The organism is Methylobacterium sp. JK268, assembly GCF_054052225.1.
In genome coordinates this window covers 96,946-123,597 of record NZ_JBSVZN010000025.1, presented here as the reverse complement: position 1 = coordinate 123,597, position 26,652 = coordinate 96,946, and the positions used below count along the sequence as shown (strand labels likewise).

The following is a 26,652-nucleotide window of genomic DNA, read 5'->3' as shown; positions in this document are numbered from 1 at the left end:
GGCGGGCATGCCGGACCGCCACACCTCCTTCCTCCCTGCGCCGATGCTTGGCGAGCGGCGAGATACGTGGTGAAACCTGCACGATTGCAGCCGAGGTCCATCGATGGAGAACTGGGACGGGTGGCGGACGCTCCTCGCCGTGGTGCGGACGGGGCGGCTCTCGACCGCGGCGGGGCGCCTGGGCATCGACGCGACCACGGCCGGCCGGCGGGTGCGGCGGCTGGAGGCGGATCTCGGCCGGGCGCTCCTGCGCCGCGAGGGCGGCCTCCTCGTCCCGACCCGCACCTGCCTCGACCTGATGCCCCGGCTCGAAGCGGCCGAGCGGGCGCTGCGGGAGGCGGCTGGGCAAGGGGCTGGGCAAGGGGCCGGGATGGGGGGTGAGGAGGGGCCGCGCCCCGGCTGGCGCCCGGTGCGGGTGACCGCGGTGGCGGTGCTCTGCGACCACGTCCTGGCGCCGGCCGTCCCGCTCCTCCTCGCCGACCGGCCCGGGCTCGGCCTCGACCTGATCGCGGAGGACCGCAACCTCAGCCTCACGCGGCGGGAGGCGGACCTCGCAATCCGCCTCGGACCCCTGGCGCCGGGCGGTCCCCCCGCCCGCGCCATCGGCCGGCTCGATTACGGGATCTACGCCGCGATGCCGGAGGCCGCGCCGGACTCGCTGCCCTGGGCGGCCCTCGACGGCAGCCTCGCCCACCTGCCCGAGGTCCGCTTCGTCGAGCGCGCGGCCGGGCGGGCCGGGCCGCGCCTGCGGGCCTCGCGCCTGGAGACGCTGCTGCGCCTGACCCGCGCCGGGGGCGTGCGCGCGCTCCTGCCGGACGTGGCGGCGTTCCTCGATCCGGACCTGCGGCGCCTCGCCCCGGAAGCGGCCCTCAGCCGGCCGGTCTTCCTGGTCGGCCACCCGGAGGACGACGCAGCCCCCCCGGTGCGGGCGGTGGCCGCCTGGATCGAGCGCCTGTTCGCGGCCGGCGCGCAGGGCCCCGAGGAGGCGGCTGGCCCCCAACCCGAGCGGCCGTTAAGATGAACCGTAACCGCGCGATTTCGCCACCCTCCAGCCTCGAAGATCCGCCCCATGCGCCTTGTCCTCGCCACGGTCCTCCTCGGCCTCGCCGCCCTGCCGGACGCCGCGCTCGCCCAGCAGCCGAGCCCGACGAGCCCGTCCGGCCTCGCCCAGCCCGCTCCGGGCGTTCCCGGGCATCGGCAGCCCCGTCCCGACGGGGCCGGGCGCCCCGACGCGACCGGGCGGCCCGACGGGGTCGGGCGCAGGGGTGAGGCGGCCGGCGCGAAGGTGCCGAGCGCCGAGGAATCCGCCCGCAAGTCCGCCGCCCGCGACAAGGCCTGGGACGCCAAGATGAAGCGCACCCTCGGCTCGATCTGCTCGGGCTGCTGAGGCCCCCAATGATCCGCTTCGAGGGGGTGGGGAAGACCTATCCGGGCGCGCCGCGCCCGGCGGTCGCGGCGCTCGACCTCTCCGTCGAGGAGGGGACGACCTGCGTGCTGATCGGCCCCTCCGGCTGCGGCAAGTCGACCACCCTGCGGATGGTCAACCGCCTCGTCGCCCCGACCTCCGGCCGCGTCTCGGTGGGAGGCGAGGACGTGGCGGGGCTCGACCCGATCCGCCTGCGGCGGCGGACGGGCTACGTGCTCCAGGGCATCGGGCTGTTTCCCCACCGCAGCGTGGCGCAGAACGTCGCGACGGTGCCCGGCCTCCTCGGCTGGCCGCGCCCCCGCGTCGCCGAGCGGGTCGACGCCATGCTGGACCTCGTCGGGCTCGACCCCGCTACCTTCCGGGACCGGCGGCCAGATTCGCTCTCGGGCGGGCAGCGCCAGCGGGTCGGTGTCGCCCGCGCGCTGGCGGCGGACCCGCCGGTCCTGCTCATGGACGAGCCCTTCGGCGCGGTCGATCCGCTGGAGCGCGGGCGCCTGCAGGGGGAGTTCCGGGCGATCCTGCGGCGCCTCGGCAAGACCGTGCTCTTCGTCACCCACGACATCGACGAGGCCCTGCGGATGGGGGACCGGATCGGCGTGATGCGGGAGGGGCGCCTGCTCCAGGTCGACCCGCCCGAGCGGCTCCTCGCGCGGCCGGCCGATCCCTTCGTGGAGGAGTTCGTCGGTGGCGACCGCTGGCTGCGCCGCCTCGCCCTGATCCCGGCCGCGGCGGCCCGAACCGAGGGCCCGGCGCCCGCCGCCGCGATGCCGCCGCAGGCCTCCCTGCGCGACGCGCTGGCGCTGCTCCTCGCCCGGGAGGGCGACGCGGTCCGGCTCGCGGAGGGCGGCGTGGTGACGCTGGCCTCCCTGCGGGCGGCGTCCCGCGATCCGGCCGGCGGCTTCCCGTCCCCGCCGTGATGGTGTAGCGCGGCGCCTCGAAGACCCGGCCGGCCCCCGAGGACAGCCATGACCACCCGCCTCGACGACACCTTCACCCGCTGCCGCGCGGAGGGCCGCGCTGCCCTCGTCACCTACGTGATGGCGGGCGATCCCGACCCCGAGACCTCGCTCGCGCTGCTGCGGGCGCTGCCGGAGGCCGGCGCCGACGTGGTGGAGTTCGGCCTTCCCTTCACCGACCCGATGGCCGACGGCCCGGCGATCCAGGCCGCGGGCCTGCGCGCGCTCAAGGGCGGGCAGAGCGTGGCGCGGACCCTCGACCTCGTGCGCCGCTTCCGCGCCGAGAACCGGGCGACGCCCGTCATCCTGATGGGCTACTACAACCCGCTCTACACGTACGGGGTCGAGCGCTTCCTGGCGGACGCGGTCGCGGCGGGGGTCGACGGGCTCATCGTCGTCGACCTGCCGCCCGAGGAGGACGACGAACTCTGCCTGCCCGCGCAGGCGGCCGGCCTCGCCTTCATCCGGCTCGCCACCCCGACCACCGACGCGCGCCGCCTGCCGGCCGTGCTCGCGAACACCTCGGGCTTCGTCTACTACGTGTCGATCACCGGCATCACCGGCGCGGCGACCCCGGATTTCGGGGCCGTGGCGGAGGCGGTCGGGCGCATCCGCGCGCAGACGCCGCTCCCGGTGGTGGTCGGCTTCGGCGTGAAGACCGGCGCGCACGCGGCCGCGATCGCCCGCGCGGCGGACGGCGTGGTGGTGGGCTCGGCCCTCGTCGGTGCGCTCGCGGGCTCCCTCGACCCGGAGGGCCGCGCCACGCCGGGCAGCGTCGCGGCGGTCGCCGGGCTGGTGCGCGACCTCGCGGCGGGCGTGCGCTCGGTCGCCGAGCCGTCCGCCGAGCCGTCCGCGAAGCTGGCTTCCGGGCCGGCGGCCTGACCGCAGGAGGAACCCCATGAAGGTCGAGACCATGAACTGGATCTCCGAGGTCGTTCGGCCGCGGATCAAGACCCTGTTCAAGCGCGAGACGCCCGAGAACCTCTGGGTCAAGTGCCCGGAGACCGGGCAGATGGTCTTCCACAAGGAGGTGGAGGCCAACGACTTCGTGATCCCGGGCTCCGAGCACCACCTGCGGGTGACCGCCCAGCAGCGGCTGCGCATGACCTTCGACCAGGGCACCTGGCTCGACGTGCCGCTGCCGGAGGTGCCGGTCGATCCGCTGAAGTTCCGCGACGAGAAGCGCTACGTCGACCGCCTCAAGGACGCCCGGGCGAAGACCGGGATGACGGACGCGTTCAAGGTCGGGTTCGGCCGCGTCGGCGGCCTGCCGATGACGCTGGCGGTGCAGGATTTCGGCTTCATGGGCGGCTCGCTCGGCATGGCGGCGGGCGAGGCCTTCCTGCGCGGCGCCGAGACCGCCCTCGACAAGGGCACGCCCTACGTGCTGTTCGCGGGCTCGGGCGGGGCGCGGATGCAGGAGGGCATCCTCTCGCTGATGCAGATGCCGCGCACCACCGTGGCGGTGCGCCGCCTCAACCAGGCGCGCCTGCCCTACGTGGTGGTGCTGACGAACCCGACCACGGGCGGCGTCACCGCCTCCTACGCGATGCTCGGCGACGTCCACCTCGCGGAGCCCGGCGCGCTGATCGGCTTCGCGGGGCCGCGGGTGATCGAGCAGACGATCCGCGAGAAGCTGCCCGACGGGTTCCAGCGGGCCGAGTACCTGCGCGAGCACGGCATGATCGACCAGGTCGTGCACCGCCGCGACCTCAAGGCCACCCTCGCGCGGCTCTGCGGGCTGCTGATGCGGGCGCCGGGGGCCGAGGCGGGGGCGCCGGCGCCCGAGGCCGCCGCCGCGGTACCGGCTTGAATCTCACTTGAGGGAACAATACGGGAGTGCGACCGGGATTGAAGGCTGCGCCCCTTGACGGACGACGATCTGAAGCGACGGATCACGATCCACAATGAGAAAACGAAGCTCACTGCCGGAGCCACCAACACGATCGCGCTGGCGCTTCTCGGAGGTGGTTTCGTCATTCCGCTGGTGGCCTTGAGCTTCCCGCTGACATCGGCTCCGCCTGCCGGACCCGGAACCCTGCTCACCGCGGTGGTTTGGGCTTTCGCCGCGGGCGGACTACATTGGTGGGCGAGGTCGATGCTCGAAGGCCTTCGCTGATGCAGATCGTCCATCTCTACCTTCTCGTGCCGCCCCTGCTGGCCGTCGTCGCGGCGTGGCTCGGCGCCCGAGCGATCCAGCGGAGCGCTGCGAGGATCGACGCGGACACCGCGCGCCGGAAGGCATCCCATTCGGCGGCCGAGTGACGGGTTCATCCCCGGCGAGGGCGCGTGCCGGTGCCGCAGCTTCGCGCATGGAGCCGCGGTGATCCGGACGGCGCGCCACGCCGGACTGGCCCGTGCGGTTCGCGTCGCGTCCGCGCGCCCGTCTGGCCTCACCCCGGTGAATGCCGACGTGGCCTCAAGTGAGGCTTGCTGCGATCCGGCAAGTCTGATCCGTTCGGCCGATGAGCATCGCGCAGGGCGCTTCGCCGTCGTGTATCCCGATCGGTCAGGTCCAGACCGCGACCGTGCAGATCCGACGTCGCGGCGACGGGCCGGCGCAACCACCCCACCACGAGACCACCGCCCGATGGAGTCCTCCGACGCGCTGATGGCGCGCTTCCTGGCCCTGCACCCGCGCACGATCGACCTGTCGCTCGGGCGCATCGCGCGCCTGCTCGCGGCCCTGGGTCATCCCGAGCGGCGCCTGCCCCCGGTCATCCACGTGGCGGGCACCAACGGCAAGGGCTCGACCATCGCCACCATGCGGGCGATCCTGGAGGCGGGCGGCCTCGCGGCCCACGTCTACACCTCGCCCCACCTCGTGCGCTTCCACGAGCGCATCCGGCTCGGCCGGGTCGGCGGCGGCCGCTTCGTCGCGGAGGATCGCCTCGCGGACGCCTTCGCGCGCTGCGAGGCCGCCAATGCGGGCGAGCCGATCACCGTCTTCGAGATCACCACCGCGGCGGCGCTCCTGCTCTTCGCCGAGTGCCCGGCGGACGTGCTCCTGCTCGAGGTCGGGCTCGGGGGGCGGGTCGACGCCACCAACGTCATCGACCGCCCGGCCGCCGCCGTCGTGACGCCGATCGGGCGCGACCACGCGGAGTATCTCGGCAACACGGTCGAGGCGGTGGCGGGCGAGAAGGCCGGCATCTTCAAGCGCGGCTGCCCGGCCATCATCGCGCCCCAGGACTACCCGGAGGCGGACCGGGTCCTCTGCGAGCGGGCGGAGGCCGTGGGGGCGGCGCCGGTCCTGGTCGGCAACCAGGACTTCTCCGCGCACGAGGAGCGGGGCCGGCTCGTCTACCAGGACGAGGAGGGCCTCCTCGACCTGCCCCGGCCGCGGCTCGCCGGCCGCCACCAGATCGTCAATGCCGGCACCGCGATCGCGGCGCTGCGGGCGGCGGGATTCGGGGATCTCGGCACCGCCGCCTTCGAGACCGGCCTCGCCCAGGTCGATTGGCCGGGGCGCCTGCAGCGCCTCTCCCGGGGGCGCCTTGCCGGGCTGATGCCGGCCGGCAGCGAACTCTGGCTCGATGGCGGCCACAACGTCGATGGCGGGCGCATCCTCGCGGCCGCGATGGCGGACCTGCAGGAGCGGGGCGACGCCCCCCTCGTCCTCGTCGCCGGGTTGCTGGGCACCAAGGACGCGGAAGGTTTCCTGCGGAACTTTGTCGGCCTCGCCCGCGCCCTGGTGGCGGTGCCGATCGGCGGCCAGATCGCCGCGCGGCCCGCCGAGGAGGTCGCCGCCATCGCGGGCGGGGTGGGCCTGCCCGCCACCACGGCGCCGAGCGTCGAGGCGGCCCTCGTCGCCCTGCAGGACCGCGCCTGGGAGGCGCCGCCCCGGGTGCTCATCTGCGGCTCGCTCTACCTCGCGGGTGCCGTGCTGACCGCCAATGGGACGCCGCCGGCCTGACAGCATTCGGACCGGAAAATCTCGTTCCCGAAGCCTTAACATCAGACGACGCGCCGCTCCGTCCGGCGCGGCCTGCCGCATATTCGGCATTCCCCGAGGGACAGTCGGGGCTCAACCTCGCGATTGTGGCTTTGGGGCGATCCTGTGGCGCAGGCGCTACATCGGCCTCGGCGGAAATGGTCTAGCTTCGCGGTCGATCGGGGAACCTGCTGGGGACCATCATGAAGAGACTTCTGAGTTCGTTTGCTGCCTTCACTGCTCTCACGGCCGCCGCCACCGCGGCCGACCTGCCGCGCCGCGTCGCCCCCCCGGTGATCGCGCCGGTTCCGGTCTTCACCTGGACGGGCTTCTACGCCGGTTTCAACGCTGGCTACGGGTTCGACGCCAGCTCGACCAACCCGGGCGTGATCGTCCTCACCCGCGACCCGCGCGTCGTGGCCGGCCCGGCCGGCTCGGCGCTCGCCATCGGCTGGACCGGTGACCGCAACAACGAGGGCTTCACCGGTGGTGGCCAGGTCGGCTACAACTACCAGTTCACGCCGGGCTCCGGCGTCGTGATCGGCATCGAGGCCGACGCGCAGTACGTCGATTTCGGCCGCAACCGCAACGCCTTCTCGTTCGCGATCCCGAACCAGGCCGGCGCCCAGTTCAACGGCGCCAACGGCCTGCGGCTGTTCGATCCGCGCGGCCTCTCCGGCCTCGACTACTTCGGCACCGTGCGCGGCCGCATCGGCTACGCCTTCGACCGCGTGCTGTTCTACGGCACCGGCGGCTTCGCCTACGGCGGCGGCGGCGGCAGCAACTTCGGCCTGCCGAACGGCGACGACTTCCAGACCGGTTGGGCGGCTGGCGGCGGCATCGAGTACGCCCTGCCGACCGACTCCTTCCTGAACTTCTTCCATTCTTCGGCGGTGACGCTGAAGGTCGAAGGCCTCTACGTGAACCTCGACCGCAACCGCCGCAACGGCGCCTACGCGTTCGACAACAACGGCGTGATCGTCGCCGGCCTGCCGAACTCGGTCATCCTGGCCAACACGGCGGGCTTCCCGGTGATCAACAACCTCGCCCGCCGGAACACCGAGTTCGCGGTGGTGCGCGCCGGCATCAACTACAAGTTCGGCACCTGGTAGGACCGGGCCACACGCCTTGTTCTCGGAGAAGCCCGGCCGCGAGGCCGGGCTTTTTCGTGGGCGGCGGCGCATCAAAAAAGCCCGGCCTGCCGGCCGGGCTCCTGCGAATCGCGGCGGTGGCGCGGTCAGGCGCTCGTCGACTGGATCCAGCGGGCGAGGTCGCCCTTGGGCGCGGCGCCGACCTTCTGGCTGGCGAGCTGGCCGTCCTTGAAGATCATCAGCGTCGGGATCGACCGGATCCCGTACTCGGAGGCGATCCCCGGATTCTCGTCCACGTTGACCTTGGCGATCTTCACGCGGCCCTGCATCTCGCTCGAGATCTCCTCCAGCGCCGGCCCGATCGCCCGGCACGGGCCGCACCACTCGGCCCAGAAATCGACCACCACGGGCTCGGACGCCTCCAGGACGTCCTGCCTGAAGCTCGCGTCGGTCACCTTCACGGTTGCCATCGCTCAACCCTTTCTGTCCGGGACGCGGCGGACCCGGCCTCATCCCGCGTCGCCGCAACGTAGGAAGCCCGACCGGGCCGATCAAGCGGCTCCGGCCGCGCCGGACCGGGACGTGCGCCGCCGCACATGGCCCCGCGTCGCACCGGGAAGACTCACCGTCTCGCGTTGTGTCTCGAATTTGCTAGTTCAGGTTGCTTTTCGAAGCTCATCCAGCAAGATCCCCCGACCCGCGGATGTCGTCTCCGCGCTGCACATCGACTGAACGGGGAAGCGGACCGATCCTCGCGGGGATCGCGTCGCCGGGAGACGCCGATGATCGGTGAGTTCGGGAGGATGTTCGATGGCAGTCGCCCATCTCCGCGCGGGATAAACCTGCTCTGGCGGCCGGAATTGCTGTGGACCCACGCGGTATCGGACATCGTCATCGGCCTCTCCTACTTCTCGATTCCCCTCGCGATGGCGGCGTTCCTCGCCCGGCGGCCCGACCTGCCGTTCCGCCGGATCTACTGGGGCTTCGTGGCCTTCATCCTGGCCTGCGGGACGACGCATCTCCTGGACGTCTGGACCCTCTGGGTTCCGGACTACGCCGTCGCGGCGCTCGCCAAGGCGGTGACGGCGGGCACCTCGGTGTTCACGGCGGCGACGCTCTGGTGGCTCCTCCCCGAGGCCGCGACGCTGCCCACGCCCTCGCAGCTGCGCGAGGTCAGCCGGGAGCGCGACGCGGCCGAGACCGCGAATGCGCAGAGCAGCGCCTTCCTGGCCCGCGTCAGCGGCGAGATCCGCACGCCGCTGAGCAGCATCCTCGGCTTCACGGACCTGCTCCTCGGCGAGTCGGACCTCAGGCCGGAGGACCGCCGCCGGCTCGACATCATCCAGGAATCGGGATCGTCCCTGCTCGCGGTCGCCGAGACCATCGTGGACTTCTCGCGGCACGGCGGGGAGGGCGGCGAGCCGTTCGACCTGCGCGGGCTCGTGATGGCCGCCGCCGCCGTCGCGCGCTCCGCCGCCGCGGGCCGCGGCACCGCGATCTCGGTCGCGATCGACGAGGGCGTTCCGGAGCGCGTCCGGGGCGACGCGGACGCGCTGCGGCGGGTGGTCCTCGCCCTCCTGGCCGAGGCCGCCGCGCCCGGCGGGCCCGTGGCGCTCGCCCTGCGCGGCGCCGGGGAGGGCGGGGTCCTCGCCCTGACGGTCGCGGGCCCGGAGGAGGCCTTCGCGGAGGCGCCGGCGGAGGGCGCGGCGCGCACCGGACCGGAGCAGGGTCTCGCCCTCTGCCGCCGCCTCCTCGCCCGGATGGGCGGAGACATCGCCGTGGCGCGCCGCCCGGGGGAGGGCGCGACCGCGCGGGTGCGGCTCGCCCTCGAAGCCGCCCCCCGCCCGGTGCGCGACCCGGCCCCGCGTCGCGGCGCCGCGTCGGAGGCGTTCCCGACGGCGCCGCGGATCCTCCTGGTGGAGGACGCCCCGGAGAACCAGGAACTCGTGCGCCTGATGCTGGAGGAGGAGGGCTACGCGGTCGAGGCCGCCTCGGACGGCGCCGCGGCGGTGGCCCGGATCCGCGCGGCGCCCTACCGCCTGGTGCTCATGGACGTAGGGATGCCGACCATGGACGGCATCACGGCGACGCGTCGGATCCGCGAACTGGCGGGACCCTCGGGCCGGGTTCCGATCGTCGCCATGACCGGCAACGTGCTGCCCCAGCACCTCGACGCCTGCCGCGAGGCCGGGATGGACGATGTCATCGCCAAGCCCTTCAAGCGCACCGAGTTGCTGGCCGTGATCGCCCACTGGACCCGGCTCGAATCCGCGGCCGGATGAGCCGGCCGGACCGGCGGGCTGGACAACGGGGCGGGACCCGCTACTCTTGGCAGCGCTTTCAACAAGCGACACCTCGACCATCCCCGCCGTGCCCCCCGCCGGCGGGGATTTTTCTGCTGCCCCACGGCCTCGAGAACGGCCGCGAAACCGCTTGCCGGGCACTGGAGGCTCGCGTACTTTGCACTGCAAAGCTCGTCGGATCCGAGGGCGGGCAGCAGGGGCGACGGGAGCGATGCGGCACCGGACGGACCGGGACCTCGACCAGGCGCTGGCGGACATCGTGGCGATCCGCAGCCAGATCGCCCGCGACACGCATTTCCGCGGCCTCGGACCCGCCACGATCGCGGCGACCGGCGGGCTCGCCCTCATCGCCGCCGCTCTCCAGGCGGTCTGGCTCTCCCCCGCCGGGGCGCTCGCCTACTTCTTGTTCTGGATCGCCGTGGCGGCGCTGGCCCTGGGAATGATCGGGGTCGAGGCGGTCACCCGCTCGCGCCGGCTGCATTCCGGCCTCGCCGACGCGATGATCGCCGCGGCGGTGGAGCAGGTGCTGCCCTCCCTGGCGACGGGCGCCCTGGTGGCCGTTGTCCTCGCCCGGGTCGCGCCCGACAGCCTCTGGCTGCTGCCGGGGCTGTGGCAGGTCTTCGTGAGCCTCGGCCTGTTCGCCGCCACCCGCACGCTGCCCCGCGCCGTCTCCCTGGCGGGGGCGTGGTACCTCCTCGCCGGCCTCGCGGGCCTCGCGCTCGCCGCCGAGACGCGGGCCCTGTCGCCCTGGGCCATGGGCCTGCCCTTCGGTGTCGGGCAGGTGCTCCTCGCCCTCATCCTCCACCGGACCTGCCGGGATGCCGATGGCTGAGCCGACCGGACGCTTCTCCTACGAGGGCCTCGACCGGGTCATCCACGAGCGGGCGCGCCTGAGCGTCCTCACCTCGCTCGCGACCCATGCCGACGGCCTCAACTTCGCCGACCTGAAGCAACTCTGCGGCCTCACCGACGGCAACCTCAGCCGCCACCTGCAGGTCCTCCAGGAGGCCGGGCTCGTCGCCCTGCGCAAGGGCTACGCCCAGAACCGGCCGCAGACGGTCTGCCGCCTGACCCCCGACGGGCGACGGCGCTTCGTCGAGTATCTGGGCGTGCTGGAGCAGGTGGTTCGCGACGCCGCCCGGGCGGTGGACGAAGCCCCGGCCGCCCTGGGCGCCTCGCGGCCCTGAAGACTTCGCTAACCCGTCCGGTCCATTCTGACCACCCTCACGCAAGACCCGTCGCCCGGAGACTTTGTCATGCAAAGTACTTGCGCCCGCGAAGGCGGCCTGCACGTCGCCGTGATCATGGACGGCAACGGGCGCTGGGCGACGGCCCGCGGCCTGCCGCGGACGGCCGGGCACCGGGCCGGGGTGGAGGCGATCCGCCGGGTGGCCGAGGCGGCGCCGGACCTCGGCGTCGGCACGCTCACACTCTTCGCCTTCTCGGCGGACAATTGGCGGCGCCCGACCGCGGAGGTCGCGGCCCTGATGGGCCTGCTGCGCCGCTACCTGCGCCACGAGACGGCGCGGCTCGCCCGCACCGGCACCCGGCTCAGCGTGATCGGCCGCCGCGACCGGCTGCCCGGTGGGCTGCCCGACGCCCTGGCGCGGGCGGAGGCCGCCACCGCAGGGGGCGACCGCCTGCACCTGCGCATTGCCGTCGATTACTCGGCCCGCGACGCGATCCTGGCGGCCGCCGCCGCCGGGCCCTGCGAGGGCCGCGAGGCCTTCGGGCGGCGGCTCGGCGGGGGGGCGCCGGACGTCGACCTGATGATCCGCTCGGGCGGCGAGAAGCGGCTCTCGGACTTCCTGCTCTGGGAATGCGCCTACGCGGAACTGCATTTCAGCGACCGGATGTGGCCGGATTTCGGGCCGGAGGATCTCGCGGCGGCGCTCGGCGAGTTCGCGCGGCGCGAGCGTCGCTTCGGCGGCCTCGGGCCGGTGCCGGAGGCCGCCTGAGGCTGGCGGGCCGCGCCGGCTCGGGTAGAAGGGCGGGCAGGATCGCAGTATCGGGACCGCCATGCCGCTCTACGCCCTCGACGCCCTCGTTCCCCACCTCGCGGACCCGGCCCGGGTCTGGATCGCGCCCGACGCCCAGGTGATGGGCCAGGTGGAACTCGGGCTGGACGTCAGCATCTGGTTCGCGGCGGTGCTGCGGGGCGACAACGAGCCGATCCGGATCGGCGACCGCAGCAACATCCAGGACGGGGCGGTGCTGCACACCGACCCGGGCTTCCCGGTGGAGATCGGGGAGGGCGTCACGGTCGGCCACCGCGCGATCGTCCATGGCTGCACGGTGGGATCGAACTCCCTCGTGGGCATGGGGGCGACCCTCCTCAACGGCGCCCGGATCGGCCGCAACTGCCTGGTCGGGGCGAACGCGCTCGTCACCGAGGGCAAGGTGTTTCCCGACAACAGCCTGATCGTCGGCGCCCCCGCCAAGGCCGTGCGCAGCCTGGACGAGGCGGCCGTGGCGGGGCTGCGGCGCGCGGCCGAGCGCTACGTCGCCAACGGGCGGCTCTACGCGGCCGGCTTGCGGCCGCTCGCGCCGTAGCCGGGCCTCAGCCCCGCTTCTCGCTCCCGGCGGCCTGGGTCGCTTCGCCCGGCAGGACGAAGACCTGGCCCGGATAGATCCGGTTGGGGTTGCGGATCTGCGCCTGGTTGGCGCCGAAGATCACCGTGTAGCGCACGCCGCGCCCATAGGCCTTGCGGCTGATGCTCCAGAGATTGTCGCCGCGGGCCACCGTGGCGGTGCTGACCGCGGTCACGAACACGGTGCCCGGCTCCCGGCCGCGATCCTGCGCCAGTTCGGCAACGGCGGGTGCCGCGGGCGCCACGGCGGCATCGACGGCGGGCGTGGCCGGGACCGGACGCGGCGCGGGGACGGGCGCGGCCGCCGAGGCCTCGCGGTGGGGCTGTGGGACGGGGGCGGGCGCCCGGGCCTGTTCCGCCGGGCGGGCGGGCCGGGACGGCGGGCCGGGCTGCGGCCTCGCCTCGGCAGCGGCCGCGTCGAGGGAGGGCGGGACCGCGAAGTTCACCTCGGAGCGGGTCTTCACCATCCCGGTCGCCGGGTCGACCTGGTCGATCCGCACGCGGTACTCGCCGGGGCGCACGCCGCGCCCGATCGCGAAGGCGATGCGGCCGTCCGGCCCGGCCCGGCCGGGGGCGACCAGCGTATCGTTGAGGTAGAGCCGCACGCTCGCCTGCGGCGCGCCCTGCGCGCTCACGAAGAGCTTGCCGCCCGCCTCCGCGTCGACGCTGGCGATGCGGATCGGCGCCGTCGCGGCCGGGGCTGCGGGCGGCTGTTCCGCCGACGCCCCGGGCCCTTCGCGGGAGGCGAGGGCGGGCGGGCTCGCGGAGGAGGCCGCGCGCGCCGGCTCGTCCGGCTGCGAGAGCACCGCGGTCGGCTGGCCGGGCGCCGTCACGGCGACGAGGGGCTTCGTGGCGCGGTCCGGGGCGACCGCCACGACGACGCTCTCGGGGCCTCCCGTCCGCTTCCCGTCCGGCGCCACGCTGCGCAGGCGGATCTCGTGGCTGCCGGGCGGCAGGGCGGGGGGCAGGAGCGCGAACTGCCCGGCCGCATCGGCCGTGGCGCGGGCCAGCACCTCGCCGTTCCGCAGCAGCTCGACCTCGGATCCCGGCGCCGCGCGGCCGGCCATCACGCTCTCGCCCGAGGGCTCGACGCGGATCACGTCGAAGCGCGGGACGCGCGGCGCTTCGGCCGGCGGCGGGGTCGGCGCGGGCGAGAGGGCCGCCGCGGGGGCGGGCGGGCGCTCCGACGGCGCGGGCGCGGCGGTCTCCGGTGCCCGGCCGGTGGTCAGCAGGCGGGTCCCGCTCGTCACCACACCGATGAGCGCGATCCCGCCCGCGAGCCCGATCCCCGCGAGAACCACGCCCCGCCGCAACTCCGCCGTCATGGCGTTTCACTCCTGTGGCGCCGGCTCCGCACCGGCGCGGCCATTCGCCTCCTGGTCGACAACCCCGGTCGAACCCCGCCATACTATCAGGCATGTCCGGAAGACACCAAGCTGCGGGGGCTTTCGTCCTTTGACGGGATCTTGGGACCGGATCTTGCTCCGTGCGACGGGCTGCGCCCGGACGGTCCGGGATCCGGTGACGCAGCGGAACGGCGCGGAGCTTTGATGCGGACGGTATGCGTGTATTGCGGCTCGGGCTTCGGCGCCGATCCGGTGTTCCGGGACGCCGCCCAGGTCCTCGGCCGCACCCTGGCCGAGGCCGGGATCGGCCTCGTCTATGGCGGCGGCAATGTCGGCCTGATGGGCACGGTGGCCCGGGCGGTGCTCGACGCGGGGGGCCACGTCACGGGCATCATCCCGGACTTCCTGAAGTCGCGCGAGCGGATGCTCGACGACGTCCAGGAGACGATCGTCGTCTCGGACATGCACACCCGCAAGCGCCTGATGTTCGACCGCTCGGACGCCTTCGTGGCGCTCCCCGGCGGCATCGGCACGCTGGAGGAGCTGGTCGAGCAGATGACCTGGGCGCAGCTCGGCCAGCACACCAAGCCGATCCTGCTCCTGTCGGTGGCGGGCTTCTGGGCGCCGCTCCTCGCGCTCATCGACCACATGCGCGCCAAGGGCTTCATCCGGGAGGGGCTCGACCTCAACTACCTCGTGGCCGAGCGGCCCGAGGCGGTGATCCCGATGCTCGAGGACGCGCTCCGGGCGCGGCCGGCCCGGCCGGAGGCGGAGGCGCTGATCGAGGAGCGGTTCTGAGGGGAGCGCGCGCCCGCCACGCTTCCCCGCAAGCGGCAGGGCTGTCCGGGAAAATGCGTGGCACTTCTCCCCTCTCCCGAGTGGGAGAGGGGTCGGGGGTGAGGGTGGCTCGGTCTCAGCAAGAAGACACAACCGTGCCGCTGGTTGCTCGACGGTTCAGTCCACTTGCTGAACCCGAGCCACCCTCACCCCTGCCCCTCTCCCACTCGGGAGAGGGGATCCCGCGTGAGCTGGACTGGCGGTGTCCGTTGTCGAAACATCATTTTTTCGGAGACAAGGCGTATTCGAAGGGGCCTTGGATTTGCCCCGGACAGCCATGGGCACGCCCGAACGTGTGAAGCCGCGAGCCCGCAGAGGGGGGAGGGTTCAGGCGCCCGCCGCCCTCACCCCTCCACCGTCCAGGTCGTCGTCCCGTCCTTGTTGTCCTTGAGCGTGACCCGCATCGCCGCGAGCGCGTCGCGCAGCCGGTCGGATTCCGCCCAGTTGCGCGCCGCGCGGGCGGCCTTGCGCTCGGCGATGAGCTGCTCGACCCGCCCGACATCCACGCCCGCGGCCGCCACCGCCGCCTCCCGCCGCGCCGAGAGGGTCGCCCCGAGCAGGCCCATCAGCCCGGCCCCGGCCTTGAGCGCCGCCGGATCCTGCAGCTGGTGCAGCTCGCCCAGGGCCGCCGGCGTGTTGAGGTCGTCGAGGAGCGCGTCGCGCACGCTCTCCGGCACGTCGGGCGCCGGGGCGACGTCGCCCACCGCCTCGCTCCAGCGCTCCAGGGTCCGGCTCGCCTCCTCCAGGGCGCGCAAAGTCCAGTCGATCGGCTGGCGGTAGTGGCTGCGCAGCATCGCGAGCCGCACCACCTCGCCCGGCCAGTCGGCCAGCACCTCGCGCAGGGTGACGAAGTTGCCGAGCGACTTCGACATCTTGTCGCCCTCGACCTGCAGGAAGCCGTTGTGCAGCCAGACATTGGCCATCACCGGCGTGCCGAAGCAGCAGCGCGACTGCGCCACCTCGTTCTCGTGGTGCGGGAAGACGAGGTCGATGCCGCCCGCGTGGATGTCGAAGGTCTCCCCGAGATGCGTCCACGACATCGCCGAGCACTCGATGTGCCAGCCCGGCCGCCCCGGCGCCGCGATCCCGCAGGGCGAGGGCCAGGACGGCTCGCCGGGCTTCGAGGGCTTCCAGAGCACGAAGTCGAGCGGCGAGCGCTTGTAGGGCGCCACGTCGACCCGCGCGCCGGCCTCCATCTCGTCGAGGGGCCGCTTCGAGAGGGCGCCGTAATCCGGCATCGAGGGCACGTCGAACAGGACGTGGTCCTCGGCCACGTAGGCGTGGCCCGACGCGACGAGCCGCGCGATCATCTCCGCCATCTCGCGGATGTGGTCGGTGGCCCGCGGCTCGACGAAGGCGGGGCGCTCCCCCGGCCGGTTCACGTCCTCGGGCATCAGCACGCCGAGCTTGCGCAGATCCGCGTGGAAGGCCGCGAGCGTGCCGTCCGTGAGCTCCCGGATCGAGATCCCCCGCTCGGCCGCCCGTGCGTTGATCTTGTCGTCCACGTCCGTGACGTTGCGGACGTAGGTGACCGCGCCGGGTCCGTAGAGGTGGCGCAGGAGCCGGAACAGCAGGTCGAAGACGATGATCGGCCGGCCATTGCCGATATGGGCCGCGTCGTAGACCGTCGGCCCGCAGGCGTAGACGCGCACGTTCGCCGGGTCGATCGGCGCGAACGGCTCCTTGGCCCGGGTGAGCGTGTTGTAGAGGCGCAACAACGGGGCCATGAAACACCTGCTCCCTCGGCCGGCGCGGGATTCCGGCCACGCTGTCCGGTCCGGCACGTAACATCTTGAGCCGCCGCGCATCCCGGGGTCCGAACCGCGCCCGGGGCGGGCCGGGGTGTCCGATCCGTTTCCGCGCGCTGTTGCAGCCGCGAGACGCCGCGGGCGGCCGAACCGGGTTAGCCCAATTCCGCGCGGTTTTCGAGCAGCCGGCGAAGGGACGGACCGCAAGCGGTCCAACCCCCTGAACCGGCGCCCGCTCCGGGGCCGCGCCTCGTCCGCGTAAAGGTTTTGTTTACCGACCCCTTCGAGTGTCGGTCCCCAAAGTCTCCGATCCGGAAGGCACCTCCATGCGTCGCTCCCTCGCCGTCCTCGGCCTCATCGGTCTCCTCGCGACCGCCGCCCCCGTCCGGGCGGCCGGAACGGACGGTGCGACGGCGCCCGGTGTGGAGAAGACCTTCCTGATCCCGTCGAGCGACGGCTACGGCGTCGCCGAGTGCCTCAGCGTCGGCAGCGGCGAGTGCGGCCAGGTGGTCGCCGACGCGTGGTGCGAGTCCCAGGGCTTCGCCAAGGCGGGCGGCTTCGGGGTCGCCGCGCAGGACGAGTACACGGGCGCGATCGACGCCCCGGCGGTCCCGGTGACCCGGCCGGCCGAGCGCCCGATCCGCATCACCTGCAAGGATTGAGGCCGCGCCTTCAGCCCTTCAGGAAGTCCCCGCATTTCGGCGGCGGCTCGGTGCCCCAGGGCATCAGCGGCACGGTCGAGGTCGAGTTCTTGGGCGAACCCTCGATCAGCTTGTCGGAATACACCATGTAGACCAGGGTGTTGCGCTTGGCGTCGCAGCCCCGGACGATCTGCATGCTCTTGAAGATCAGCGAGCGGCGCTCGCTGAACACGACCTCGCCCTGCGAGAGCTTGCGCTTGATCTGGACCGGTCCGACCTGCCGGCACGCCAGGGAGATGTCCGAGACCTGCTCGGCGAGGCCGAGCGTTCCCTTGATGCCGCCGCGCTCCGGCAGCGTGTAGTGGCAGGCCACGCCCGCAACGTCCGGATCGTCGATGCCGTAGACGACGAGCTTGTCGTTCGGCGTCAGCGGGCGCCACACCGTCGACTTGTCGAAGATCCGGTCGGGCTCCTGTGCCCGCGCGGCGCTCGCCAGACTTGCGATCGACGCGATCGCCAGGACCGCCAGCCTGAGACCCGGACGCCACACCATTCCTCGATCCCCTCGAAAAGACCGTTCCCGTATGTAGGATGGCTGTCGCCCGGCGGCCAGGGCGGGTAGAACAGCCAAGTCTCGCTGCGTCGGTGCGGGACGCCGCCGGTCCGCCGCCCTGCGGCCCCCCTGTCAGACCCTCGTCGGACCCCCATGACGCTGTCCCGCCTGCTCGCCCGGTGCCTCGCCGGGATCGTTGCCGCGGTCGCCCTCGTTCAGGGCGCCCGGGCCGAGCCGAACGCCGCCGCCTGCCAGCGCTTCCGTGCCGAGCTCGCCAATCTGCAGCGGGATTCCAGCCGCGGGCAGGTGGAGGAGATCCAGCGCCTCGTGGCCTACCGCAACTCGATCGGCTGCGAGGGCGGGCGCTTCCTGTTCTTCGACATGCGGCCCCCGCAATGCGCCCAGGTCGAGCAGCAGATCCGGGCGCTCAACGCCGGCTACGGGGCCGGCAACACCCAGGTGGCCCAGGCCCGCCGCGAGCAGCTCGTCGCCGCCGTGAAGGACGCCTGCACCGGGCTGCAGCAGCCCCAGAGGGTCGCGGACGGCCTCGCCCGCGGCGGCTCGCAGGTGATCTGCGTGCGGCTCTGCGACGGCGGCTACTTCCCGATGCCGAACCTGCCGGATGGTCGCGAGGGCGCCGACGAGATGTGCCACGCCCTCTGCCCCGGGACCGAGGCGGCGGCCTACTCGATGCCCCCGAACGATGCCGGCCTCAAGGACGCGGCCGCGGTCCAGACCCGGCGCGCCTACGCGGCCCTGCCGAACGCCTTCAAGTTCCAGAAGAGCTTCGTGCCGAACTGCTCCTGCCGGGGCGAGAACCAGACCTGGGCGCAGGCGCTGGTGAAGGCCGAGAGCATGCTGGTCCAGCACAAGGGCGACATCTTCGTCACCCCGGCCCAGGCCGAGGCGCTGTCGCGGCCGAAGGTCCGCCTGACGCTGGTCGGCCGCGCCGACCGGGCCGCCGCCACCATCGCGGCCTCCGCGGCGGCCCGCGCCGGCCTGGAGGAGCCGCCCGGCAGCGAGGCGCCCGCGGTGCCCAAGCCGGCCTCCGACGAGAAGCCGGCCGTGCGCGTGATCGCGCCGACGATCATCCCGGTGCCCTTGGCCGCCCGCGGCGAGGGGCTTCAGGCCGCGGCGCCCGCGGGCGGCGGGGCCGGACCGGCGCCCATCGCGACGCCTTAAGGCAAGGCCTCCGTCAATCGCATTTCGGCGACCGTCACATCGTCGAAGAACTGTTATAAAGGAATTTCGGCATAGTTCTGCGACGTGCTGATCACGGTGCGCGACGAGAGCGATGCAGATCGACCTCCACACCCTCTGGTACCTCACGGTCGGGACGCTGCTCGTCTCGGCCGCGCTGGTGCTGTGGGAGCGGCAGGCACATCCCCGGCGCGCGCGGGAACTGGCATGTCTCGGCGGCAGCTTGCTGGTCTTCGCCGCGGGCTGCGTCATCGGCCTGAACCGCGGCCTCTTGCCGGGTGCGAGCGGATCGGCCCTCACCAACCTCGTGATGGTGTCGGGTTACCTCACGGTGCTGCACGGCGCCGCCCGTTTCGACGGCCCGGGACGGCCCGGTTGGTCGGCGGCCGCGGTCGCCGCCCTCGCCCTCACCTGGGCCCTGATCGGCGTGCATTATCCGCAGGCGTTCTGGAACCACGTCGGCTCCCTCCCGATCGCGGTGATCTGCGGGCTTACCGCCCGGACGCTCCGGCGCAGCCCTGCGCTGCGGGGCCTGCGCTCGCTCCCGATCGCGGTCGCGATCTCGGCCGGGCACGGCCTGTTCTACCTGGCGCGCGGGGCGCTGGTGCCGGTGCTTGCCGGTCTGTATGGCGACGACCTCCTCGCCCTCGTCGCGCGGGTCACGATGTACGAGGCCGCGCTCTACGCGGTGGCCATGCCGATGGCGTTCCTGGCCCTGGTCCGGGAGGAGGCACAGGGCGACCTCCTCGCCCTGTCGCGCACCGACCACCTCACCGGCCTCGCCAATCGGCACGGGTTCTTCGCGCAGGCGGAGGCGGCCCTCGCCGCGCCGCAACAGGAGCCGCTGGCGCTCCTCGCCGCCGATCTCGACCACTTCAAGACGATCAACGACCACCACGGCCACGCCGTCGGCGACGCGGTGCTCGCCGCGTTCGCGGAGACAGCGCGGCGGGTTGCCGGGCCGGGGGCGATCGCCGGCCGGCTCGGCGGCGAGGAATTCGCCCTCCTCCTGCCCGGGCACGCGACCCGCGCCGCGCAGGGCGTGGCGGAGGCCCTCGCGCGCGGTTTCGCCGAGGAGGTCGGGCGCGTCGGCGCCGCCGGACTCGCGGCGACGGTCAGCATCGGGGTGGCCGAGCGGGACACCGGCCGGGAGGGCCTTGCGGACCTCCTGGCGCGCGCCGACCGGGCGCTCTACCGGGCGAAGGCACTCGGCCGGAACCGGGTCGAGGTCGCCGAGCCGGGCTTCCTGTGTAGGATCGAGGACGATCGGCCGCGCCTGCGCGAAGCGGGCTGCTGACGCGACCGCGTCGGCGGCGCCCCACTTCGCGCGTTCTCGGTGATCGCATCGTCCTCAGGCGAGCCGGTGACCACCTCGCGCGACGGTGCTCTCGCGTCGCGCGCCTACGGCGAGACGCCGAAGGCCCCGAACGCGGCGAAGTAATCGTCGCCCGCCGCCGTGTCCGGCCGCGGGGCGCCGGCGATCGCCGCCGCCTCCGAGCGAGGCGGGCTGGTCAGCATGGTGGCGACGAAAGCGGCGGCGGCGAGCGCGAAGGCGGCCGCGAACAATGTCAGCTTCGGGATGGTCGTCTCCTGACAGTGAGTGATCGTGACTGCTCTGCCGGCGCGCCGGTGAGCATCACGCAGCGCCACCCGTCCGGGCTCCCTACGGGTGGCAGAAGGCGACGTCGCCCATGGGGGTGGTCGCGCAGCCGCTTCGGAGCGGGAGCGCGCCGCCTTCGTTCGGGTTTCGGAAGATCCGGTTCGAGGCCAACGCGTCCAGCGACCCGGCGAGGGCGAGGGAGAAGACCAGGGCGCACAGGATCACGAGGGCGTCCTGGTCGAGGATCCACCGCGAGAGCGTCGTCATCCCCATCGCCTCCGTGTATGCGACGAACGTCGTACGACGTTGGGCGGATCCTCGGGCCGGCACATCCTCCGTTCGAAGGAGGCGGCGGGCTCCGCGGTCAGGTGCCGACGCGCGAGGGCGCGATCGCGGGCGGGAGGGCCGGCTCCGGCGCTCCCGGTCGGCGCGCGAAATCCGGCACCGCCTCGGCGAAGACCGCTTCGGCCGCCGCGCGGTCGTCCTCTGCCACCGCGGCGCGCAGGCGCGCCAGCCAGTTCTCGAGTTGCGCCCGGTCGGCGAAGATCGGCTTGGCCGCCATCACCCCCTCGATGCCGTCGAGGTTCACCATCGGCTCGTCGCGGGCGAACAGGATCTCGTTGAGGCGCTCGCCGGGCCGCGCGCCGGTCACCGCGACCTCGATGTCGGTCCCGGGCTCGAAGCCGGCGAGGCGGATCATCCGCTCGGCGAGGTCGCGGATGCGCACCGGCTGGCCCATCTTCAGCACGTAGACGGCGGCGCGCTGGTCGCCGGCCTGCGGGTCGCGGCCCTCGCGATCCGCGTGCGAGGCCGCGGTGAGCACGAGGTCGGCGGCTTCGCGCACGGTCATGAAGTAGCGCACCATGTCGGGATGCGTGACCGTCACCGGGCCGCCCCGGGCGATCTGCGCCTTGAACACCGGCACCACCGACCCGACCGAGCCCAGCACGTTGCCGAAGCGCACCGCCACGAGCCGCGCCGTGCCCCCCGCCGCGTCGAGGGCCTGGGCGTACATCTCGGCGAAGCGCTTGGTGACACCGAGCTGCGAGACCGGCTCGATCGCCTTGTCGGTGGAGATCATCACCAGTGCCCGGGCGCCCGCGGCGAGCGCCGCGTCGGCGACGTTCACCGAGCCGAAGACGTTGGTCTTGATCCCCTCGCTCCAGTCGCGCTCCAGGTAGGGCACCTGCTTGAGCGCGGCCGCGTGGAAGACCGCGTCGGGGCGGAAGTCGCGCAGCACCGCGAAGAGCCGCTCGCGGTCGCGGATGTCGGCGATGACCCCCGTCACCGCGGTCTCGCCCTCGGTGAGGGCCGGCCGCGTGAGGACCCCGTGCAGGGCGGGCTCCGAGTTCTCCAGGACGAGGAGCGACGCGGCGCCGAAGGCGACGGCGCGGGCGCAGATCTCCGAGCCGATCGAGCCGCCGCCGCCCGTCACCACGACGCGCTGGCCGGCGAGGAACCGCTCCAGCCGCGGGCGGTCGATCGGGACGGTCGGGCGCAGCAGCAGGTCCTCGATCTCGAGGGGCGCGAGTTCCGCGTCGCGCAAGCCCTCGCCGAGGCTCGCCACCCGGGCCAGCGGCAGGCCGAGCCGGCGGGCGCGGGCGAGGAGCGCGTCCGGATCGGCCTCGGGGACGAGGGCGCTCGGGGTCGCCACGAGGCGCCGCACCGGAACGCCGCGGGCGGCGAGGTCCGCCACCACCCGCTCCAGGTCGGTGAGGGCGCCGAGCACCGGCACGCCGCGCAGCTGCTCGCCCGTCTCCTCGGCCCGGGGCGAGAGGATGCCCTGGGGCGAGAGCTTCTTCACCGTCCCGGCCTCGATGGCGCGCAGCACCACCTCGATGTCGGCGCCGCGCCCGAGGAGCAGGGTCGGCGTCGTGGCGGCGCGGGCATGGCTCTGGCGCGAGCGGCTGTACTTCAGGTAGCGGAAGGCGAGGCGCGGTCCGCCGAGCAGGAAGAGCTGCAGGACGAAGTAGAGCCCGATCGCGATCTTGCCGAAGAAGTAGATCCCGAACAGGGAGGGCGAGACCAGGACGTAGTCGAGGAGCAGCAGCGACAGCGTCAGCACCGCCACCGCCCGGACCATGGCGGCGAGGTCGGGCAGCGAGGCGAAGCGCCACTTGGTGCGGTAGAGGCCGAAGGCGCGGTAGACCAGCCCCGCATAGGCCACGAAGGGCGGCAGCAGCACCGGCACGTGCGCGATCCGCTCCGCCAGCCGCTCCCCGTCGAAGCGGATCAGGAAGGTGAGGGTGACGGCGAGCGCCGTCGCCACGAGGTCGTGGGCGAGGATCGCCGTGCTCTTGAGGGTCGGTCTGCGCATGGGGAAGCCGGCGCGGGTATCGGCCCGGCTTCCCGTGGTGTCAACGCGCGGGGAAGGGCGGCAGGGGCGGGCGCAGCCTCTCGACCACCCGGGCGAGGCGCAGCACGCCGAGATCGTCGAAGCGATGCCCGACGATCTGCAGCCCGACCGGCAATCCCTCCGGCGTCATCCCGGCGGGCACCGAGATCGCCGGCTGCTCGGACATGTTGAAGGCCACCGTGAAGCCGATATGCTCGAAGGGGCGGCTCGGATCGTCCGTCGGAGAGGCGAGCTCCGCCGGGAAGGCCGGGACCGGCGCGACGGGCGCGATCAGGAAGTCGAAGGGGCGGATCGCGGCGAGCGCCGCGTCGCGGATCACCGCCATCTGGGTCAGGCCCGCGAAGACCGCGGCCCCGCTCACTCCTTCGGCGGCCTCCGCCCAGCGCCGGATGAAGGGCAGCACCGCCTCGCGCCGCTCAGGGCTGAGCGCGCCGATGTCGCTCCAGGCGCGCTGGCGCCAGAACGTGTCGAGCCCGTCCAGCATCGCCCGGGTGAGGAAGGGCGCCACCGGCTCGACCACGGCGCCGGCCCCTTCGAGGCGGGCGGCGGCCTCCTCGATCACCGCGCGCGATGCGGGATCGAGGGGCAGGCCGACGCCCGCGTCGAGGAGGAGGCCGAGCCGCAGGCCCTTCGGGTCGAGCCCGTCGAGGGCGAGCCAGTCGAGGGTGGCGGGGGGCAGGGCCGTGCCGTCGCGGTGGTCGGGGCGGCTGAGTTCGCGCATGGCGAGCGCCGCGTCGGCGACGCTGCGGGTCATCGGCCCGGCGCAGCGGCCGAAATAGGGCGGGTCCACCGGCACGCGCCCGTTGCTCGGCTTGAGCCCGACGATGCCGCACCAGCCGGCGGGCAGGCGGATCGAGCCGCCGATATCGGTGCCGAGATGCAGCGGCCCGTAGCCGGCCGCCGCGGCGGCGCCCGCGCCGGCCGAGGAGCCGCCCGGCGTCTTCGTCCGGTCCCAGGGGTTGCGGGACAGCGGGTGGATGCTGGAGAGGCCCGACGACAGCATGCCGTAATCCGGCATGGTGGTGCGGGCGAAGAGGAGCGCCCCGGCCTCGCGCAGGCGGGCGGCGGAGGGCGCGTCCTCGGCACTCGGGGGCGCGTCGCGGCGGGCGGCGGTGCCGAGAGGCATCGGCACGCCGCGGGTGGCGATGTTCTCCTTGATGGTGGCCGGCACGCCGTCGAGGGGGAGCGCCTCGCCGCGACGCCAGCGTTCCTCGGAGGCGCGGGCCGCCGCGCGGGCCTCGTCGTAGGTCGTCAGATAGAAGGCGCGCAGATCCGGCTCGCGCGCCTCCGCGCGCGCAATCACCGCCTCCAGCACCTCGACGGGGGAGAGGTCGCGCGCGGCGTAGAGGGTGAGGAGGTCGGTGGCGGTGAGGTCGGCCAGGGACTCGGTCATCGTGTCTCGCGGTTCGGTGTCATGCGCCCTCCCGGGCCGGCTTGCCGGCGAGCGCCACGTAGAAGCCGAGCCCGTCCTGGGCCGGCAGGGTCTGCAGCCGCTCGACCCAGCCGCGGCGCTTGGCCTCCAGCAGCAGCCGCCCGATCGGCTGGAACAGGGTCTCGCCGCCGCCCGGGACCGGCGCGTCGAGGCGCACCGCCACGGTCTTGCCCTTGGCGAAGCGGCTGCGTTCCAGCATGTCGGTGAGCGAGGCCTCCGCCTTCGCCCGGGCCGAGCCGCGCAGGTCGAGGACCGATTCGGCATCCGTCACGCCGAGGGTGCCGCGCAGCTTGTTGGCGTAGAATTCGTCGAAATGGGGCAAGGGCCGATCCGCGCTCAGGTGAAGATGCCGGCGTAGAGAGCCGCGACCGGCACGCGGCCGCCGAGATCCGGCAGGTCGATGGTGTCGTCGAGCCCGAGCACGCGCGGCGTCCAATCCGGGGCATTGCCGCGCGACCAGACCTCCACCCGCGGCTCGTCCGAATAGACGATCAGGAAGGTCCGCAGCGTCTGGAGCGACTGATAGAACGCGGCCTTGCGGCCGCGGTCGTTGTGCATGGTGGAGGGCGACAGCACCTCCGCCACCACCAGGGGATCGCGGGCGTAGCCGTCCGCCGAGAGCGGCCCGCAGCGCACCACGAGGTCGGGGATCGGCGCGAAGTCGTCCGCGAAATCGTTGCGCAGACCGAGCCCGGGCAGGGCGCGGCAGCCGAGCCGGTCGGCGAGCGGCCCGACCGCCCGGACCAGATTACTCACGATCTGCTGGTGGCGCTCGCTCGGCGGCGCCATCAGCACGGGCTCGCCGTCGAGGAGTTCCCAGCGCTCCGCGTCGGGGCGCGCCCGGATCATGGCGAGGAAGTCGGCGAACCGCATCCGCGGCTCGCGGCGCAGCGCGAGGGACATCGTGGCTCCCGTCCGTGACGCGATGCTAGCACCGGGCGGGGAAGCGCGACAGCCTGCGGCGGCCCTGCGACGATGCGCGAAGATTGGGCGCGGCGCCGCTTCTGGGCGCCGCGCCCCGCCGCTCAGCCGTGCACCAGCACGTTGCGGAACTGCCAGGGATCGCTCTCGTCGATGTCCTCGGGGAAGAGTCCGGGACGGTCGGAGAGCGGCGTCCAGTCCGTGTAGATCCCGACCACGGGGCCGAGATACGGCCTCTGGACCTCCAGGCAGCGGCGGAAATCGACCTCGTCGGCCTCGACGATGCCGGCCTGCGGGTTCTCCAGCGCCCAGACCATGCCGGCGAGCACGGCCGAGGTCACCTGCAGGCCGGTGGCGTTCTGGTAGGGGGCGATGCGCCGCGTCTCCTCGATGGAGAGCTGCGAGCCGAACCAGTAGGCGTTCTTCGCGTGGCCGTAGAGGAGCACGCCGAGCTCGTCGATGCCGTCGACGATCTCGTTCTCGTCGAGGATGTGGTGCTTCTCCTGGACCTGTCCGGCCTTGCCCCACATCTCGTGCAGCGACAGCACCGCGTCGTTGGCCGGGTGGTAGGCGTAGTGGCAGGTCGGCCGGTAGACCGGCTCGCCGTTCTCGCGCACCGTGTAGTAGTCGGCGATCGAGATCGCCTCGTTGTGGGTGACGAGGAAGCCGAACTGCGCCTGGGCGGTCGGCACCCAGGTGCGCACGCGGGTGTCGGCGCCCGGCTGCAGCAGGTAGATCGCGCAGCGCGAGCCCTTCTCCTGCTCGCGGGCGTTCTCCGGCATCCAGGTCTCGTGTGTGCCCCAGCCGAGTTCCGCCGGCTGGTTGCCCTCCGACACGAAGCCCTCGACGGACCAGGTGTTGACGAACACGCCCATGGGCTTGGGGTGCTTGGCGCGCTGGGTGTCGCGCTCCGCGATGTGGACGCCCTTGACGCCGAGCTCGCGCATCAGCGCGGCCCATTCCTCGCGGGTCTTCGGCTCCGGCGTGGTCGAGCCGGTGTCCTTGGCGATGTTGAGGAGCGCCTGCTTGACGAACCACGACACCATGCCGGGATTGGCGCCGCAGCAGGACACCGCGGTCGGCCCGCCCGGCGCGGCGCGGCGCGCCGCCAGGATGTTCTCGCGCAGGGCGTAGTTGGTGCGGTCGGCCTGGCTCTTCGACTTGTCGAAGTAGAAGCCGGCCCAGGGCTCGGCCACGGTGTCGATGTAGAGCGCGCCGAGTTCGCGGCAGAGCTCCAGGATGTCGCGCGAGGAGGTGTCGACCGACAGGTTCACGCAGAAGCCCTGGCCGCCGCCCTCGGTGAGAAGGGGCGTGAGCACGTCGCGGTAATTCTCGGCGGTGAGCGCCACCTGCTCGAAGCGCAGCCCGTGCTTCTCGGCGAGCGCGCGGTGCGCGTCGGAGGGTTCCACGACCGTGAAGCGCGTCTTGTCGTAGGTGAAGTGGCGCTCGATCAGGGGCAGGGTGCCCCGGCCGATCGATCCGAAGCCGATCATCACGATGGGGCCGCTGATGTGGCCATGGACGGGCCAGTCGGTCATGGGGATTGCCTCCGTTCTCGTGAGGGCGGGTGGTTAGCCGAACTCGGTGACGGGCCGGCGACGGGGTGATTGGCGGCTTCGTGCCGAAGGGTCAACCGCCGGCCGGGAGTTAAGGGAGCCTTGCCGGCGTCATGACCGCGCCGCATGGCTCCGCTGCGGCCGAGCCGCTAGGTGTGCGC

29 protein-coding genes are annotated in these 26,652 nt (G+C 73.3%); 18 read left to right on the top strand and 11 right to left on the bottom strand.

Features of this window, described 5'->3' with window-relative positions:
* Window positions 1-103 precede the first annotated feature (103 nt).
* The 9 genes from ACW9J6_RS23640 to ACW9J6_RS23600 all read left to right on the top strand — a co-directional run bounded on the left by ACW9J6_RS23640 (window position 104) and on the right by ACW9J6_RS23600 (window position 7,428).
* A complete protein-coding gene (locus tag ACW9J6_RS23640) occupies window positions 104-1,021 on the top strand; it encodes a LysR substrate-binding domain-containing protein (protein WP_457118969.1) in 918 nt (305 codons plus the stop codon).
* A 48-nt stretch (window positions 1,022-1,069) separates the two neighbouring features.
* Window positions 1,070-1,387, top strand: a complete 318-nt coding sequence (locus ACW9J6_RS23635) for a hypothetical protein (protein ID WP_457118968.1) — start codon at window positions 1,070-1,072, stop codon at window positions 1,385-1,387.
* 8 nt (window positions 1,388-1,395) lie between these two features.
* Window positions 1,396-2,343: an ABC transporter ATP-binding protein gene (locus tag ACW9J6_RS23630; RefSeq protein WP_457118967.1), complete on the top strand. Its 948-nt coding sequence runs from the start codon at window positions 1,396-1,398 to the stop codon at window positions 2,341-2,343.
* A 48-nt stretch (window positions 2,344-2,391) separates the two neighbouring features.
* Window positions 2,392-3,264, top strand: a complete 873-nt coding sequence (gene trpA, locus ACW9J6_RS23625; RefSeq protein ID WP_457118966.1) for a tryptophan synthase subunit alpha — start codon at window positions 2,392-2,394, stop codon at window positions 3,262-3,264.
* A 16-nt stretch (window positions 3,265-3,280) separates the two neighbouring features.
* Window positions 3,281-4,195: an acetyl-CoA carboxylase, carboxyltransferase subunit beta gene (gene accD / locus ACW9J6_RS23620; RefSeq protein ID WP_457118965.1), complete on the top strand. Its 915-nt coding sequence runs from the start codon at window positions 3,281-3,283 to the stop codon at window positions 4,193-4,195.
* Window positions 4,196-4,249: 54 nt separating this feature from the next.
* Entirely contained in the window at window positions 4,250-4,501 is a 252-nt protein-coding gene (locus tag ACW9J6_RS23615; protein ID WP_457118964.1) for a hypothetical protein, read from the top strand.
* The gene (locus ACW9J6_RS23610) at window positions 4,501-4,647 is read left to right on the top strand and encodes a hypothetical protein (RefSeq protein WP_457118963.1); all 147 of its coding nucleotides are present in this window, start codon (window positions 4,501-4,503) and stop codon (window positions 4,645-4,647) included. Before ACW9J6_RS23615 ends, ACW9J6_RS23610 begins: the two co-directional genes overlap by 1 nt.
* A gap of 325 nt (window positions 4,648-4,972) precedes the next feature.
* Window positions 4,973-6,298 carry a bifunctional folylpolyglutamate synthase/dihydrofolate synthase gene (locus ACW9J6_RS23605; protein WP_457118962.1) on the top strand — a complete coding sequence of 442 codons (1,326 nt, stop codon included), beginning with the start codon at window positions 4,973-4,975 and terminating at the stop codon, window positions 6,296-6,298.
* Window positions 6,299-6,519: 221 nt separating this feature from the next.
* On the top strand, window positions 6,520-7,428 hold the full coding sequence (locus ACW9J6_RS23600) for an outer membrane protein (RefSeq protein ID WP_457118961.1): 909 nt from the start codon (window positions 6,520-6,522) through the stop codon (window positions 7,426-7,428).
* A gap of 125 nt (window positions 7,429-7,553) precedes the next feature.
* On the opposite strand, the gene trxA is transcribed toward ACW9J6_RS23600, so the two are convergent.
* Entirely contained in the window at window positions 7,554-7,877 is a 324-nt protein-coding gene (gene trxA, locus ACW9J6_RS23595) for a thioredoxin (protein ID WP_457118960.1), read from the bottom strand.
* Window positions 7,878-8,267: 390 nt separating this feature from the next.
* Here trxA and ACW9J6_RS23590 point away from each other — a divergent pair, with 390 nt between their 5' ends.
* The 5 genes from ACW9J6_RS23590 (at window position 8,268) to ACW9J6_RS23570 (ending at window position 12,263) form a co-directional block, all read left to right on the top strand.
* A complete protein-coding gene (locus ACW9J6_RS23590; protein ID WP_457118959.1) occupies window positions 8,268-9,689 on the top strand; it encodes a hybrid sensor histidine kinase/response regulator in 1,422 nt (473 codons plus the stop codon).
* Window positions 9,690-9,921: 232 nt separating this feature from the next.
* A complete protein-coding gene (locus ACW9J6_RS23585; protein ID WP_457118958.1) occupies window positions 9,922-10,542 on the top strand; it encodes a hypothetical protein in 621 nt (206 codons plus the stop codon).
* Window positions 10,535-10,897, top strand: coding sequence for a transcriptional regulator (locus ACW9J6_RS23580; protein WP_457118957.1), 363 nt, complete (start codon window positions 10,535-10,537; stop codon window positions 10,895-10,897). Before ACW9J6_RS23585 ends, ACW9J6_RS23580 begins: the two co-directional genes overlap by 8 nt.
* Window positions 10,898-10,966: 69 nt before the next feature.
* A complete protein-coding gene (locus ACW9J6_RS23575; protein WP_457118956.1) occupies window positions 10,967-11,668 on the top strand; it encodes a di-trans,poly-cis-decaprenylcistransferase in 702 nt (233 codons plus the stop codon).
* A 61-nt stretch (window positions 11,669-11,729) separates the two neighbouring features.
* Window positions 11,730-12,263, top strand: coding sequence for a gamma carbonic anhydrase family protein (locus tag ACW9J6_RS23570; protein ID WP_457118955.1), 534 nt, complete (start codon window positions 11,730-11,732; stop codon window positions 12,261-12,263).
* Window positions 12,264-12,270: 7 nt separating this feature from the next.
* On the opposite strand, the gene ACW9J6_RS23565 is transcribed toward ACW9J6_RS23570, so the two are convergent.
* Window positions 12,271-13,626 (bottom strand): LysM peptidoglycan-binding domain-containing protein, encoded by a 1,356-nt coding sequence (locus ACW9J6_RS23565; RefSeq protein ID WP_457118954.1) that lies wholly within the window; start codon window positions 13,624-13,626, stop codon window positions 12,271-12,273.
* A 225-nt stretch (window positions 13,627-13,851) separates the two neighbouring features.
* Between ACW9J6_RS23565 and ACW9J6_RS23560 the strand changes: the two genes are divergently transcribed.
* Window positions 13,852-14,445, top strand: coding sequence for an LOG family protein (locus tag ACW9J6_RS23560; RefSeq protein WP_457118953.1), 594 nt, complete (start codon window positions 13,852-13,854; stop codon window positions 14,443-14,445).
* A gap of 383 nt (window positions 14,446-14,828) precedes the next feature.
* Here ACW9J6_RS23560 and cysS read toward each other — a convergent pair whose 3' ends face one another.
* Entirely contained in the window at window positions 14,829-16,211 is a 1,383-nt protein-coding gene (gene cysS / locus ACW9J6_RS23555) for a cysteine--tRNA ligase (protein WP_457118952.1), read from the bottom strand.
* Between the two features lie 347 nt (window positions 16,212-16,558).
* On the opposite strand from cysS, the gene ACW9J6_RS23550 reads away from it, so the two are divergent.
* Window positions 16,559-16,894: a hypothetical protein gene (locus tag ACW9J6_RS23550; RefSeq protein WP_457118951.1), complete on the top strand. Its 336-nt coding sequence runs from the start codon at window positions 16,559-16,561 to the stop codon at window positions 16,892-16,894.
* A gap of 10 nt (window positions 16,895-16,904) precedes the next feature.
* Here the strand turns inward: ACW9J6_RS23550 and ACW9J6_RS23545 are convergent, their stop codons facing one another.
* Window positions 16,905-17,426 carry a CreA family protein gene (locus ACW9J6_RS23545; RefSeq protein ID WP_457118950.1) on the bottom strand — a complete coding sequence of 174 codons (522 nt, stop codon included), beginning with the start codon at window positions 17,424-17,426 and terminating at the stop codon, window positions 16,905-16,907.
* 153 nt (window positions 17,427-17,579) lie between these two features.
* On the opposite strand from ACW9J6_RS23545, the gene ACW9J6_RS23540 reads away from it, so the two are divergent.
* Together ACW9J6_RS23540 and ACW9J6_RS23535 are read left to right on the top strand one after the other, a co-directional pair.
* Window positions 17,580-18,608 carry a DUF2865 domain-containing protein gene (locus ACW9J6_RS23540; RefSeq protein WP_457118949.1) on the top strand — a complete coding sequence of 343 codons (1,029 nt, stop codon included), beginning with the start codon at window positions 17,580-17,582 and terminating at the stop codon, window positions 18,606-18,608.
* 112 nt (window positions 18,609-18,720) lie between these two features.
* A complete protein-coding gene (locus ACW9J6_RS23535; RefSeq protein WP_457118948.1) occupies window positions 18,721-19,923 on the top strand; it encodes a diguanylate cyclase in 1,203 nt (400 codons plus the stop codon).
* Window positions 19,924-20,027: 104 nt separating this feature from the next.
* Here the strand turns inward: ACW9J6_RS23535 and ACW9J6_RS23530 are convergent, their stop codons facing one another.
* The 7 genes from ACW9J6_RS23530 to ACW9J6_RS23500 form a co-directional block, all read right to left on the bottom strand.
* A complete protein-coding gene (locus ACW9J6_RS23530) occupies window positions 20,028-20,276 on the bottom strand; it encodes a hypothetical protein (protein WP_457118947.1) in 249 nt (82 codons plus the stop codon).
* 13 nt (window positions 20,277-20,289) lie between these two features.
* Complete coding sequence (locus tag ACW9J6_RS23525; RefSeq protein WP_457118946.1) at window positions 20,290-20,493, bottom strand: hypothetical protein; 204 nt, start codon at window positions 20,491-20,493, stop codon at window positions 20,290-20,292.
* Between the two features lie 97 nt (window positions 20,494-20,590).
* The gene (locus ACW9J6_RS23520; protein ID WP_457118945.1) at window positions 20,591-22,543 is read right to left on the bottom strand and encodes an SDR family NAD(P)-dependent oxidoreductase; all 1,953 of its coding nucleotides are present in this window, start codon (window positions 22,541-22,543) and stop codon (window positions 20,591-20,593) included.
* A gap of 40 nt (window positions 22,544-22,583) precedes the next feature.
* On the bottom strand, window positions 22,584-23,975 hold the full coding sequence (locus ACW9J6_RS23515; protein ID WP_457118944.1) for an amidase: 1,392 nt from the start codon (window positions 23,973-23,975) through the stop codon (window positions 22,584-22,586).
* 19 nt (window positions 23,976-23,994) lie between these two features.
* Window positions 23,995-24,336 (bottom strand): hypothetical protein, encoded by a 342-nt coding sequence (locus ACW9J6_RS23510; protein ID WP_457118943.1) that lies wholly within the window; start codon window positions 24,334-24,336, stop codon window positions 23,995-23,997.
* A 14-nt stretch (window positions 24,337-24,350) separates the two neighbouring features.
* A complete protein-coding gene (locus tag ACW9J6_RS23505; protein ID WP_457118942.1) occupies window positions 24,351-24,917 on the bottom strand; it encodes a Uma2 family endonuclease in 567 nt (188 codons plus the stop codon).
* A gap of 122 nt (window positions 24,918-25,039) precedes the next feature.
* On the bottom strand, window positions 25,040-26,473 hold the full coding sequence (locus ACW9J6_RS23500; protein ID WP_457118941.1) for a homospermidine synthase: 1,434 nt from the start codon (window positions 26,471-26,473) through the stop codon (window positions 25,040-25,042).
* Window positions 26,474-26,652 lie beyond the last annotated feature (179 nt).

What these genes read in the sequence shown, in the direction of transcription:
- ACW9J6_RS23640 (WP_457118969.1), top strand. Translation starts at nt 104, where the DNA reads ATGGAGAACTGGGACGGGTGGCGGACGCTCCTCGCCGTGGTGCGGACG.
- ACW9J6_RS23635 (WP_457118968.1), top strand. Translation starts at nt 1,070, where the DNA reads ATGCGCCTTGTCCTCGCCACGGTCCTCCTCGGCCTCGCCGCCCTGCCG.
- ACW9J6_RS23630 (WP_457118967.1), top strand. Translation starts at nt 1,396, where the DNA reads ATGATCCGCTTCGAGGGGGTGGGGAAGACCTATCCGGGCGCGCCGCGC.
- trpA (WP_457118966.1), top strand. Translation starts at nt 2,392, where the DNA reads ATGACCACCCGCCTCGACGACACCTTCACCCGCTGCCGCGCGGAGGGC.
- accD (WP_457118965.1), top strand. Translation starts at nt 3,281, where the DNA reads ATGAAGGTCGAGACCATGAACTGGATCTCCGAGGTCGTTCGGCCGCGG.
- ACW9J6_RS23610 (WP_457118963.1), top strand. Translation starts at nt 4,501, where the DNA reads ATGCAGATCGTCCATCTCTACCTTCTCGTGCCGCCCCTGCTGGCCGTC.
- ACW9J6_RS23605 (WP_457118962.1), top strand. Translation starts at nt 4,973, where the DNA reads ATGGAGTCCTCCGACGCGCTGATGGCGCGCTTCCTGGCCCTGCACCCG.
- ACW9J6_RS23600 (WP_457118961.1), top strand. Translation starts at nt 6,520, where the DNA reads ATGAAGAGACTTCTGAGTTCGTTTGCTGCCTTCACTGCTCTCACGGCC.
- trxA (WP_457118960.1), bottom strand. Translation starts at nt 7,877, where the DNA reads ATGGCAACCGTGAAGGTGACCGACGCGAGCTTCAGGCAGGACGTCCTG.
- ACW9J6_RS23585 (WP_457118958.1), top strand. Translation starts at nt 9,922, where the DNA reads ATGCGGCACCGGACGGACCGGGACCTCGACCAGGCGCTGGCGGACATC.
- ACW9J6_RS23580 (WP_457118957.1), top strand. Translation starts at nt 10,535, where the DNA reads ATGGCTGAGCCGACCGGACGCTTCTCCTACGAGGGCCTCGACCGGGTC.
- ACW9J6_RS23575 (WP_457118956.1), top strand. Translation starts at nt 10,967, where the DNA reads ATGCAAAGTACTTGCGCCCGCGAAGGCGGCCTGCACGTCGCCGTGATC.
- ACW9J6_RS23570 (WP_457118955.1), top strand. Translation starts at nt 11,730, where the DNA reads ATGCCGCTCTACGCCCTCGACGCCCTCGTTCCCCACCTCGCGGACCCG.
- ACW9J6_RS23565 (WP_457118954.1), bottom strand. Translation starts at nt 13,626, where the DNA reads ATGACGGCGGAGTTGCGGCGGGGCGTGGTTCTCGCGGGGATCGGGCTC.
- ACW9J6_RS23560 (WP_457118953.1), top strand. Translation starts at nt 13,852, where the DNA reads ATGCGGACGGTATGCGTGTATTGCGGCTCGGGCTTCGGCGCCGATCCG.
- cysS (WP_457118952.1), bottom strand. Translation starts at nt 16,211, where the DNA reads ATGGCCCCGTTGTTGCGCCTCTACAACACGCTCACCCGGGCCAAGGAG.
- ACW9J6_RS23550 (WP_457118951.1), top strand. Translation starts at nt 16,559, where the DNA reads ATGCGTCGCTCCCTCGCCGTCCTCGGCCTCATCGGTCTCCTCGCGACC.
- ACW9J6_RS23545 (WP_457118950.1), bottom strand. Translation starts at nt 17,426, where the DNA reads ATGGTGTGGCGTCCGGGTCTCAGGCTGGCGGTCCTGGCGATCGCGTCG.
- ACW9J6_RS23540 (WP_457118949.1), top strand. Translation starts at nt 17,580, where the DNA reads ATGACGCTGTCCCGCCTGCTCGCCCGGTGCCTCGCCGGGATCGTTGCC.
- ACW9J6_RS23535 (WP_457118948.1), top strand. Translation starts at nt 18,721, where the DNA reads ATGCAGATCGACCTCCACACCCTCTGGTACCTCACGGTCGGGACGCTG.
- ACW9J6_RS23525 (WP_457118946.1), bottom strand. Translation starts at nt 20,493, where the DNA reads ATGACGACGCTCTCGCGGTGGATCCTCGACCAGGACGCCCTCGTGATC.
- ACW9J6_RS23520 (WP_457118945.1), bottom strand. Translation starts at nt 22,543, where the DNA reads ATGCGCAGACCGACCCTCAAGAGCACGGCGATCCTCGCCCACGACCTC.
- ACW9J6_RS23515 (WP_457118944.1), bottom strand. Translation starts at nt 23,975, where the DNA reads ATGACCGAGTCCCTGGCCGACCTCACCGCCACCGACCTCCTCACCCTC.
- ACW9J6_RS23505 (WP_457118942.1), bottom strand. Translation starts at nt 24,917, where the DNA reads ATGTCCCTCGCGCTGCGCCGCGAGCCGCGGATGCGGTTCGCCGACTTC.
- ACW9J6_RS23500 (WP_457118941.1), bottom strand. Translation starts at nt 26,473, where the DNA reads ATGACCGACTGGCCCGTCCATGGCCACATCAGCGGCCCCATCGTGATG.